The sequence below is a fragment of the Mesorhizobium sp. M1E.F.Ca.ET.063.01.1.1 genome (assembly GCF_003998155.1).
Taxonomy (GTDB): domain Bacteria; phylum Pseudomonadota; class Alphaproteobacteria; order Rhizobiales; family Rhizobiaceae; genus Mesorhizobium.
On sequence record NZ_RZSC01000127.1, the window covers coordinates 1 to 11297 of the forward strand.

Here is an 11297-nt window from a genome sequence, read left to right on the forward strand (position 1 = left end):
GGCGTGCAGCGCCTTAAGCAGAACCCTCGCCTCGTTGAGCGCAGGCGCCGGCGGAGGGTCGAGAAAGGCCAGGCTCGACGGATCGGCGACGCCGAAGGCGGCGCAGTCTAGCAGCAGGCCGGAAAGGTCGGCCTCGAGGATTTCCGGCGGCGTGAAGGCGGGAAGCGCAGCCGTCTGCTCGGCGCGCCACAGCCGGATGGCGACGCCGGGTTGGGTGCGGCCGGCGCGGCCGGCACGCTGGTCGGCGGAAGCCTTGCTGACGCGCACCGTCTCCAGCCTGGTCAGGCCGCTGGCCGGCTCGTAGCGCGGCAGGCGCGACAGGCCGGAATCGATGACGACACGCACGCCGTCGATGGTGATCGAGGTCTCGGCGATCGAGGTCGCCAGCACCACCTTGCGGCGGCCGGCTGGGGCCGGCTTGATCGCGGCGTCCTGCGTTCTGTTGTCGAGCTGACCGTAGAGCGGGACGATATCGGTGTCGGCCGCGACATTGCCCAGAAGCCGTTCGGCCGTGCGCTCGATCTCGCGCTGTCCAGGCAGGAAGGCGAGCACGCTGCCCTGCTCGGTGGCGAGAGTGGAACGGACCGCCTTGGCTATCGCGTCCTCGATGGCCACGCCCGCCGACCGCTCGTCGTAGCGGATCTCGATGGGATAAGCGCGGCCTTCGCTTTCGATCACCGGGGCTCCGGCCAGGAGTTTTGCGACGCGCGCGCCGTCGAGCGTCGCCGACATGACCAGCAGGCGCAGATCGGGCCGCAGCGCGCCCTGGACATCGAGCGCCAGCGCGAGGCCGAAATCGCCGTCGAGCGAGCGCTCGTGGAATTCGTCGAAGATCAGCGCCGAAACGCCCGGCAGTTCCGGATCGTCGAGGATCATGCGGGAGAGCACGCCCTCGGTGACGACAAGGACTTTTGTCCGCGCCGAGGTGCGGTTCTCCATGCGCATCGCATAACCGACGGTGCCGCCAGGCTCCTCGCCGAGCAGCTCGGCCATGCGGCGGGCGGCGGCGCGGGCCGCCAGCCGGCGCGGCTCGAGCAGCACGATCTTGCGGTCCCCTAGCCAAGGCGCGTCGAGCAGGGCCAGCGGCACCAGCGTCGTCTTGCCGGCGCCGGGCGGCGCCACCAGCACGGCGCCGTTGCGCTCGGCGAGCGCGGCGCCCAGCGCCGCCAGCACGGCGGATACCGGGAGTTCCGGCAGCGATCCTGTCTTCATGCCGCCCGCATATCAGCGGCCGTACACGGTACGCAACCAGTCCTGGAATTGCTCAGAGCCTTGTGCGCGTAAAAGGGTTCCAGCGCACGGTGCCCAGCCGCACCTCCTCGCGCACCATGGTGAGAAGGCCGGAGGCGCCAAGCACAGCAAGGCCGACCAGCGTCAGCATGTCGGGATATTCGTGGAAGAACAGCGAGCCCAGGATCACCGCCCAGACAATCTGCGAATAATGCGTCGGCGCGATCCGGTTGGCCGGCGCGTATTTGGCCGCCAGAAGCTGCAGAAGCTGACCGCAGGCGGTGAACGCCCCGGCCATCATCAGCCAGACCAGTTGCTTGGCGTCCGGCACGGTGAACGACGTCGCCGCGGCGCCAAGGCCGTTGAAGACGAGGCCGTAGCCGATCAGCACGCCAAGCATCGTCGTACGCTTTTCCTGCTGCGCCAGCGAGCGCATCAGGATGACGCTGGTGGCGGCGAGGAATGCGATGGCAAAGGCCGCGAGGTGGCCTAGATGCAACTCGCGGAAGCCCGGCCGTACAACCAGCATGACGCCAGCAAAGCCGGCAACCACCGCCAGCCACCGCCAGGGGCCGACCCTCTCCTTCAGGATGACGGTGGAGAGGATGGTGACGAACAGCGGCGCCAGGAAGATCAACGCGTAGACTTCGGCCAGCGGAATGGTGGTGAAGGCATAGACGCTGAGCACGCCCGAAGCGATGCCCGCCCAGGCACGGGCCTGCACGGCCCATGGGCGTTTGGTGCGCCAGAAGTCACGCCAGCGCTCATCGGCGGGACGGGTGAAGAACAGGAAACAGCCGGCAAACAAGGTTACGAAGAAGCCTATCTCGAAGACGGTGAACTGCCCGCCCAGGCTCTTGATGACGGCGTCGCTGCACGAATAGCTTGCATAGGCGATCAGGGCGAGCAGAATTCCGTTCGGCACGTTCCGTTTCCGGGAGAAAAGAGTGAAGATACTGGCGCTGGGGGCGCATCCCGACGACATCGAGATCTTCATGTTCGGTACGATGGCCGCCTATGCCGCGCTAGGCGCAGAGCTCACTTTTGCGATAGCCACGGACGGCGCCAAGGGCGGCAAGGGCGACCCTGCCGCGCTCGCCAAGGCACGACGCGCGGAAGCGATCGCCGCGGCCGGCCTGCTCGGGGTCACGCCGCGCTTCCTCGATTTTCCTGACGGCGCGCTGGTTGTGGACGCCGCGTTGATCGGCACTCTGAAGGCGATGATCGCCGAGATAGAACCCGATCTCGCGATCACCCATGCGCCGAACGACTATCATGGCGACCATCGCGCGCTGTCGGACGGCGTGCGCATCGCGGCGTCCTTCGCCGTGCCGGTGCTGCATGCCGACACGCTCGGCGGCACCGGCTTTGCGCCGACGCACTATGTCGATATTTCCGCGCATTGGAACATCAAGGCGCAAGCGATCCGCGCGCATCGCTCGCAGGATCCGGAGCGGTTCGTCGAGGGCGCGCGCACGCAGAACGAATTCCGTGCCGGCCAATGCAACGGCGCGCACGGCGCCTTGGCCGAAGCCTTCCGGTTCGAGCCAGTCTTCCCGTTCGCCGACATACGCGAATTGCTGCCGCCGGCACCTCCGATCCGGCCGGTGACGGTCAGCACGAAGAGCGCCAAGTAGCCGGCTGACGACGATCCGGTCGGAGCGACCGGCAGTTATTTCCCAACGATTTCAAGCACCGTTTTCATCATGCTGCGGCGCAGCAACGAATTCGCTTGCCTTGTTTAGTAAAAAGAGCATCACTAAACAAATTACTAAACATCGGCAGCGCATTGCGCGTCATGTTTAGCCCCTCGGAGGAGCGAGGGTTGAGGGCTTTTGAAACCGTCATCCGGACGCGTTTCGCAAATGGGAGGTAAGGCATGAAATCGACCTGGAAACTGGCGTTGGGACTAACCTCGGCGGCACTCGCGTCGACAGCCGTCTCGAACGCCGCGCATGCGGAAGACCTGACGCTTTGCTGGGCCGCCTGGGACCCGGCCAACGCGCTCGTGGAGCTGTCCAAGGATTTTACCAAGGAGACCGGCATCGGCATGAAGTTCGAATTCGTGCCGTGGACCAACTATGCCGACCGCTTCCTCAACGAGCTCAACTCGCATGGCAAGCTCTGCGACCTGATCATCGGCGACAGCCAGTGGATCGGCGGCGCCGCCGAGAACGGCCACTACGTCAAGCTGAACGACTTCTTCGACAAGGAGAAGATCAGCATGGACGACTTCGTGCCGGCGACCGTGGTCGGCTATTCCGAATGGCCGAAGAACACGCCGAACTACTGGGCGCTGCCGGCCATGGGCGACGTGGTCGGCTGGACCTACCGCAAGGACTGGTTCTCGCGGCCCGAGCTGCAGAAGGAGTTCAAGGAAAAGTATGGCTGGGACCTCGCCCCGCCGACGACCTTCGACCAGTTGAAGCAGATCGCCGAATTCTTCCAGAAGCGGCAGATCGACGGCAAGACGGTCTACGGCGCCTCGATCTATACCGAACGCGGCTCCGAAGGCATCACCATGGGCGCCATGGACGTGCTCTACAGCTACGGCTTCCAGTATGAGAACCCGAAGAAGCCCTACGAGATGGACGGCTTCGTCAACTCCGAGAAATCGGTGAAGGGACTGGAATTCTACAAGGCGCTCTACGACTGCTGCACGCCTCCTGGTTCCTCCAATGCCTACATGGGCGAAGGCGTCGACGCCTTCAAATCCGGACAGGTGGCGATGCATATGAACTTCGCCTTCACCTGGCCCGGCCTGCAGAAGGACGAGAATGTCGGCGGCGACAAGATCGGTTACTTCGTCAACCCTAAAGGTCCCGACGGCGACCAGTTCGCCCAGCTCGGCGGCCAGGGCATTTCGGTGGTCTCATACTCCGACAAGCAGGAATCGGCCCTGAAATACATCAAGTGGTTCGCCAACAAGGACGTGCAGGCCAAGTGGTGGTCGCTCGGCGGCTATTCCTGCCTGAACTCCGTCGTCAAGGACCCGAAGTTCCCGTCCAGCCAGCCCTATGCGCAGGCCTTCCTCGACTCGATGGCCGTCGTGAAGGACTTCTGGGCCGAGCCGAGCTACGCGCCGCTGCTGCAGGCCTCGCAGAAGCGCTTCCACGACTATGTCGTCGCCGGCCAGGGCTCGGCCAAGGACGCGCTGGACGGTCTCGTCAAGGACTGGACGCAGGTCTTCCAGGACGACGGCAAGATGTAAGGCTCCTCCCGAGCTTGATCGAGGCGTCCCGTGCCGCCCTTGGCACGGGACGCAGTTCAGATAAATTCCATTGTCGAGACTTGACGTGACCGAAGCAGGACTAACCATGCTCAATCGGACTGCGGACAATGTTGCCCGGGCCACGCCCGAGCCGTTGGCCAAGAGGATCCGGGGCATCAGCGACAAGGGCCTCGCCTGGCTGTTCATCTCGCCGACGATCCTTTTGTTGCTCGCCATCAACATCTTCCCGCTGTTCTGGGCGATCTATCTCTCCTTCACCAACTACCGCGCCAACCGTCCCAACGAGGCGGTGAAGAATCTCGGGCTCGCCAACTACCGGCGCATCCTCGGCGACCAGGACATCTGGATCGCCATGCAGACGACGGCGCATTTCGTGTTCTGGACCATCCTTCTGCAGACGGTGATCGGCTTTACGCTGGCCTGGCTGATCGACAGAAAATTCCGCGGCCACGCCTTCTGGACGACGATCATCCTGGTGCCGATGATGCTGTCGCCGGCGGTGGTCGGAAATTTCTGGCGCTTCCTCTACGAGCCGCAGATCGGGCTGTTCGCCTATGCGGTTTCGTTCCTAACAGGCATCCCGCCGACGAATGTGCAGATGCTGTCCAATGTCGAGTTGGCGCCGTGGGCGATCATCATCGTCGATACCTGGATGTGGACGCCCTACGTGATGCTGATCTGCCTCGCGGGCCTGCGCTCGATCCCCGAATATATCTATGAGGCGGCCGAGGTCGACCGCGCGTCCAACTGGCGGCAGTTCTGGTCGATCACGCTGCCGATGGCGCTGCCCTTCATCATGCTTGCGGTGCTGTTCCGCGGCATCGAGAACTTCAAGATGTTCGACATGGTGAACCTCCTGACCGGCGGCGGTCCGGGCTCGACCACCGAGGTCGCCTCGATCACGCTGAAGCGGCAGGCTTTCGAGAGCTGGCGCACCGGCTATTCCTCGGCCTTCGCCATCATCCTCTTCGTCGCCGTGTTTGGCCTCGCCAACATCTACGTCAAGGCGCTCAACAAGGTGAAGCAGAGATGAGCCTGACCACCGCCCATTCCGTCGTAGCGCCGTCGTCTAACGCGAAGCGGATCGCCGGCGCGCTCGTCGTCGGCTATGCGCTGATCTCGATCGTGCCGCTGTTGTGGATCTTCGCCACCAGCTTCAAGACGCCGCCGGATTCGATCGCCTACCCGCCGAAGATCGTGTTCCAGCCCAGCATCGAGGGCTATTGCAACCTGTTCACCACCCGCACCAGACAAACGCCGGAATATATCAACGCGCTCGGACCGGCGACCGGCTTCTGCGACGAGACGGTGCGCAAGCGCAACATGGTCATCGCCGGGCCGTCGAACTTCCTGCCGCGCTTCGTCAACTCGCTGATCATCGCCTTCGGCTCGACCTTCTGCGCGGTGTTCCTCGGCACGCTGTCGGCCTATGGCTTCTCGCGCTTCAAGGTGCCTTTAGCCGACGACCTTTTGTTCTTCATCCTGTCGACGCGCTTCATGCCGCCGATCGCGGTGGCGATCCCGATCTACCTGATGTACCGCGAGATCGGCCTTTCCGACACCGCGCTCGGCATGATCCTGCTCTACACCGCGGTCAACGTCTCTTTAGCCGTCTGGCTGCTCAAGGGCTTCATCGACGAGATCCCGCGCGAATACGAGGAAGCGGCGATGATCGACGGCTACACAAGGCTGCAGGCCTTCTGGCGCACCGTGCTGCCGCAGGCGACCACCGGCATTGCCGCGACCGCCATCTTCTGCCTGATCTTTGCCTGGAACGAATATGCGTTCGCCGCGCTTCTGACCTCCGGCACAGCGCAGACCGCGCCGCCCTTCATCCCGACCATCATAGGCGAAGGCGGCCAGGACTGGCCGGCGGTGGCCGCCGGCACGACGATCTTCCTGGTGCCGATCCTGGTCTTCACCATCCTGCTCCGCAAGCAACTCTTGCGCGGCATCACCTTCGGCGCGGTGCGCAAATGATAGATGTGGGACAAAGTCGACCCCCACTCCGTCGAGCTTCGCTCGACACCTCTCCCCCGATCGACGGGGGAGAGGAAGGGCGCGAACTTCATTCAGCCTGGCTCCCTTCCTCTCCCTCCGGAGGGGGGAGAGGTGGCGCTGCGAAGCAGCGACGGAGTGGGGGAACCACCTGGCAACCATCTCTCCCCCTAAACGGGGAGAAGGACGGGAGGAACGCATGAGCCGCACTGTCGTCTCCAAGCGCTCATCTTGGCCCCGCTGGGCAAGGCGCGGCCTGATGGAAAACATCGCCACCGCGATCATCGCCATCGGCTTCCTGATGCTGTTCCAGTCCTTCGCGCTGTCGCTCTACAGCTACTCCTTCGTCACCATGCTCGCCGGCACGGCCATGTTCATCATCGTCTCGAAGTTCCCGGAATAACCATGGCCGAGATCCGCGTTCAGAACCTGAGAAAAGCCTTCGGCGAGTTCGTCGCCGTGCAGGATTCCAACTTCGTCGTCGAGGACGGCGAATTCTTCGTCATGCTCGGGCCGTCGGGCTGCGGCAAGACGACGACGCTGAGGATGATCGCCGGCCTCGAGCTGCCGACCGGCGGCAAGATCCTGCTCGGCGGCGAGGATGTCACCATGCGCCGCGCCCGCGAGCGCGACATCGCCTTCGTCTTCCAACTCTTCGCGCTTTATCCACATATGAATGTGCGCAAGAACATCGGCTTTCCGCTCTTGGCGCAAGGCATGGCGTCGGCCGAGATCCGCGCCCGCGTCGAGGAAACGGCGAAGCTCCTGCGCATCGACCACTTGCTCGACAAGTCCGTCTCCGGCCTCGCCGGCGGCGACCGCCAGCGCGTCGCGCTTGGCCGCGCCATCGTGCGGCGTCCGAAATGTTTTCTCATGGACGAGCCGCTCGGCACGCTCGATACCGAATTCCGCGATTTGATGGTCCATGAGCTGCGCGAGCTGCACAACCGCATTCACGCGACCACGGTCTATGTCACGCACGACCAGATGGAAGCGATGTCGATGGCCGACAAAATCGCGGTGATGAACCACGGCGTGATCGAACAGTTCGGAAGCCCACGCGAAATCTACGACCGGCCCGCGACGATGTTCGTCGCCGACTTCATCGGCTCGCCGCCGATGAATTTCTTGCGCTTCGGCGGCGGGCTCGCCAGGGGCGCGAAGGAGATCGTCGTGCAGGGCGCCAAGGTGGCGGTGCCGGAGGTGCGCGAGGACGTGGCGCCCGCCGACATGGCGCTCGGCATCCGGCCCGAGCACATACGCTTCGACGATTCCTCCAAGCTGCGCGGCGCGATCTATGGCACCGAATATCTCGGCACCACGCAGATCGTCGCGGTGGAGACGGCCGACGGCGTCATCAAGGCCCGGGTGCCGGCCGGCATCCATCTCACCCCCGGCGAGCAGGTCGGGCTGGCGTTGAGCAGCGCGCGGCTGTCGCTGTTCGAGAAAGGCACTGGACGCGCGGTCAGGACCGCCATGCATGATCAGGCAGCGGAGGCGCGTCATGGCTGACGTCCACGTCCATCGGGCGACCAAGAGCTTCGGCGAGACAGTCGCCGTCAGCGATCTCGACCTTCAGATCAAGGACGGCGAATTCGTCGTGCTGCTCGGCCCGACCGGCGCCGGCAAGACGACGACGCTCAGGCTGATCGCAGGGCTGGAACGGCCTGACAGCGGCACGATCCGCATTGGCGGGCACGACGCGACGACGCTGTCGCCGGCCGAGCGCGACACCGCGTTCGTCTTCCAGCAATATTCGCTCTACCCGCATCTTTCGGTCTTCGACAATCTCGCCTTCCCGCTGCGCTCGCCGGCGCGGCGCTTTCCCGAAGAGGCGATCCGCCGCCGCGTCGAGGAAGTAGCGCGAATGGTGCGCATCGACCACAAGCTCCAGAATCGCTCGACCAGACTGTCGGGCGGCGAGATGCAGCGCGTCGCCATCGGTCGCGCCCTGGTGCGCAAGCCCGCGATCTACCTGATGGACGAGCCGCTGTCCTCGCTCGATGCCAAGCTGCGCGCCGATCTCAGGCTCGAGCTGAAGCGCATCCAATCCGAGCTCGGCGCCACCATGCTCTATGTCACGCACGACCAGATCGAGGCGATGACCATGGCCGACCGTATCGGCATCCTGGCCGATGGCGTGCTGGTGCAGATCGGCACGCCGCGCGCGATCTATTCGGAGCCGGCAAACCTTCATGTCGCGGCCCGTCTCGGCCAGCCGGCGATCAACCTGTTGCCGGCCGGGCTGCTGCCGGAAGGCGGCGCGCCGACCGGCACGACGACCATCGGCGCACGCACCGAGCATCTGTCGATCGAGAAGGCGGCGAATGGACATGCCGATGGCGTCGTCGACTGGGTCGAGCATCTCGGCGACCAGAACCATCTGCATGTGACGGTCGGGCCGAGGAAGCTGGTGACGCTGACCGATCCCGACACGCCACTCGAAAAGGGGGACAGAGTGACGATCCGCTATCGCTCGCCGCTTTATTTCGGCTCGGACGGGCAAAGGCTGATGTAGCCGGCGAACACACATCTTTTGACGACCCGCAGATACGGACTGGACTGAATCCATGAAGCACTTTTTCAACCGCAAGGACTCGATCGTCACCGAAGCGCTGGACGGGTTTCTCGCCACCGCCGGCTCCGGCACGCTGGCGCGCCTCGACGGCTACCCGGAGATCAAGGTCGTGCTGCGCGCCGACTGGGACAAGACGAAGGTCGCCGTCGTTTCCGGCGGCGGCGCAGGGCACGAGCCCTCGCATGCGGGCTTCGTCGGCGCCGGCATGCTGACGGCCGCCGTCTCGGGCGAGATCTTCCGGCGACCGCCTCAATTTCGGCCTCGCCGCCGAGAAGGCGCGCGCCGAAGGTTTTGCGGTCGAGATGGTGATCGTCGCCGACGACATCGCGCTGCCCGATATCGCGCAGCCGCGCGGCGTCGCCGGCACGCTGTTCGTGCATAAGATCGCCGGGCATCTCGCCGAAACCGGTCATGACCTGGCGTCGGTTGCTGCCGCGGCGCGCGCGGCGGCGAAAGACATTGTTTCGCTGGGCATCTCGCTCTCCTCCTGCTCGATCCCCGGACAGGCGCATGAAGACCGCTTCGGCGACGACGACGGCGAGCTCGGCCTCGGCATCCACGGCGAGCCTGGCGTCGAGCGCATCGCCCTGGAGGCTGCCAGCAAGCTGGTCGCCATCATGGCGGAACGCCTCGCGGCGCGGCTCGATCCGCACAGCCGTTACGCCCTGCTGATCAACAATCTCGGATCGGTGCCGCCGCTCGAAATGTCGCTGATCGCGAATGCCGTGCTGTCTTCGTCGCTGGCAAAGGCGGTGGCGCTGACGATCGGGCCTGGGCACCTGATGACCGCGCTCAACATGAACGGCTTTTCGCTGTCACTGATCAGGCTGGACGCGGACCGCGAGGCGGCGCTGCTGGCGCCCGTCGGCCCGCATGCCTGGTTGCCGGCAAAGCCGGTTCGCCAACCGGTCGTCTTGGCGGTCGCCAAGTCTGCCGGCCGCGATGCCGCCATGACGGCCAGCCGCGATCCCGGCGTCGAGCGGCTGATCACCGCGATCTGCGAGAAGCTGATCTCGCTCGAAGAACCCCTGAACAGCCTCGACGCCAAGGCGGGCGACGGCGACACAGGGTCGACGGTAGCAACCGGCGCGCGCAGCGTGCTCGACCGCGCCGACACGCTTCCGCTCGCCGACCGGGGCGCAACTCTCGCCACAATCGGCGATATATTGGGCACCTCGATGGGCGGTTCGAGCGGCGTGCTCTTGTCGATCTTCTTCACCGCGGCGGCGCAGTCGCTCAAGGGCGGAGCACCGCTCGGCAAGGCGTTGCTCGCAGGCCTCGACCGGATGACTTTCTACGGCGGCGCGAAGGTCGGCGACCGCACCATGGTCGATGCGCTGGAGCCGGCGCTGAAAGCGCTCGACGCAAGCGGGTTGGAAGCGGCCGCGTCGGCCGCGCGGCACGGCGCGGAGGCGACCGCCGCGATGCGGAGGGCGAAGGCCGGCCGCTCCGCCTATATCGGCCGGCAGCTTGACATCGCGGACCCGGGCGCCTTTGCAGTCGCCGAAGTGTTCGCGGCCGTGGCGGCCATGTTCGCCCCGGCATGAAGGACAGAGAATGGCCGCTTCCGATTTCTCCAGACTGATCGCGGCGGCGACGGATACGGTTGCGGCGCATGCCGACGAGTTGACAGCGCTCGATCAGGCGATCGGCGACGGTGACCATGGGCTCAATATGAGGCGCGGCTTCGAGGCCGTGCGCGCCGAGGCGGAGGCAATCGCTGCGAAACCGCTGCCGGATGCGCTGAAGGCGGTCGGCACCAAGCTGGTGATGACCGTCGGCGGCGCCTCGGGCCCGCTGTTCGGCACGCTGTTCATGGCGCTCGGCAAGGAACTGCCCGCGGTACCCGACCGCGCCGCGCTGACGGCGGCATTCGGCAAGGCGGTCGAAGCGGTTGCCGCGCGCGGCAAATCGCAGCCCGGACAAAAAACCATGCTCGACGTGCTGCAGCCGGTGTATGAGGCGCTGGCGCAAGGCAAAACTGCCACGGAAATCGCCGATACCGCCGATCGGGCGGCTGACGCCACCGTGCCGATGAAGGCCCTGCGCGGACGCGCCTCCTTCCTGGGAGAGCGCTCGATAGGGCATATGGATGCCGGGGCGCGCTCGACCGCGCTTCTGGTGCGCGCAGTCGCTGAAACCGTCGAGGATCGCCGATGAGCAATGTCGGTATCGTCATCGTATCGCATTCGCCGCTGGTCGCCGAAGGCACGGCCGACATGGTGCGCCAGATGGTGGGCGACGAAGTGCCGCTTGCAT

At 65.2% G+C, this 11297-nt stretch carries 10 protein-coding genes and 2 pseudogenes; 10 read left to right on the top strand and 2 right to left on the bottom strand.

Annotated features, from left to right (window positions below):
* Together hrpB and EOA29_RS12290 are read right to left on the bottom strand one after the other, a co-directional pair.
* On the bottom strand, positions 1 to 1212 hold a 1212-nt coding region (gene hrpB / locus EOA29_RS12285; protein WP_127220957.1), incomplete at its 3' end, for an ATP-dependent helicase HrpB.
* 52 nt (positions 1213 to 1264) lie between these two features.
* Positions 1265 to 2155, bottom strand: a complete 891-nt coding sequence (locus EOA29_RS12290) for a DMT family transporter (RefSeq protein WP_126090524.1) — start codon at positions 2153 to 2155, stop codon at positions 1265 to 1267.
* 22 nt (positions 2156 to 2177) lie between these two features.
* Between EOA29_RS12290 and EOA29_RS12295 the strand changes: the two genes are divergently transcribed.
* From EOA29_RS12295 to EOA29_RS12340, 10 genes and pseudogenes are all read left to right on the top strand, one after another.
* Positions 2178 to 2867, top strand: coding sequence for a PIG-L deacetylase family protein (locus EOA29_RS12295; RefSeq protein ID WP_126090525.1), 690 nt, complete (start codon positions 2178 to 2180; stop codon positions 2865 to 2867).
* Positions 2868 to 3109: 242 nt separating this feature from the next.
* Positions 3110 to 4441, top strand: a complete 1332-nt coding sequence (locus tag EOA29_RS12300) for an ABC transporter substrate-binding protein (RefSeq protein WP_126090526.1) — start codon at positions 3110 to 3112, stop codon at positions 4439 to 4441.
* An 85-nt stretch (positions 4442 to 4526) separates the two neighbouring features.
* Positions 4527 to 5495, top strand: a complete 969-nt coding sequence (locus EOA29_RS12305) for a sugar ABC transporter permease (protein ID WP_189350405.1) — start codon at positions 4527 to 4529, stop codon at positions 5493 to 5495.
* Positions 5492 to 6442, top strand: coding sequence for a carbohydrate ABC transporter permease (locus EOA29_RS12310; RefSeq protein ID WP_126090528.1), 951 nt, complete (start codon positions 5492 to 5494; stop codon positions 6440 to 6442). The genes EOA29_RS12305 and EOA29_RS12310 overlap by 4 nt, the downstream gene beginning before the upstream one ends.
* A gap of 217 nt (positions 6443 to 6659) precedes the next feature.
* Positions 6660 to 6863, top strand: coding sequence for a hypothetical protein (locus EOA29_RS12315; protein ID WP_126090529.1), 204 nt, complete (start codon positions 6660 to 6662; stop codon positions 6861 to 6863).
* Between the two features lie 2 nt (positions 6864 to 6865).
* Complete coding sequence (locus EOA29_RS12320; protein WP_126090530.1) at positions 6866 to 7972, top strand: ABC transporter ATP-binding protein; 1107 nt, start codon at positions 6866 to 6868, stop codon at positions 7970 to 7972.
* A complete protein-coding gene (locus EOA29_RS12325; RefSeq protein ID WP_126090531.1) occupies positions 7965 to 8978 on the top strand; it encodes an ABC transporter ATP-binding protein in 1014 nt (337 codons plus the stop codon). The genes EOA29_RS12320 and EOA29_RS12325 overlap by 8 nt, the downstream gene beginning before the upstream one ends.
* 52 nt (positions 8979 to 9030) lie before the next feature.
* Positions 9031 to 10585, top strand: a pseudogene (locus EOA29_RS12330) (dihydroxyacetone kinase subunit DhaK).
* A 10-nt stretch (positions 10586 to 10595) separates the two neighbouring features.
* Positions 10596 to 11198 carry a dihydroxyacetone kinase subunit DhaL gene (dhaL, locus tag EOA29_RS12335; RefSeq protein ID WP_126090533.1) on the top strand — a complete coding sequence of 201 codons (603 nt, stop codon included), beginning with the start codon at positions 10596 to 10598 and terminating at the stop codon, positions 11196 to 11198.
* Positions 11195 to 11297, top strand: a pseudogene (locus EOA29_RS12340) (PTS mannose transporter subunit IID); the annotation flags it as partial. The gene dhaL and the pseudogene EOA29_RS12340, both read left to right, overlap by 4 nt.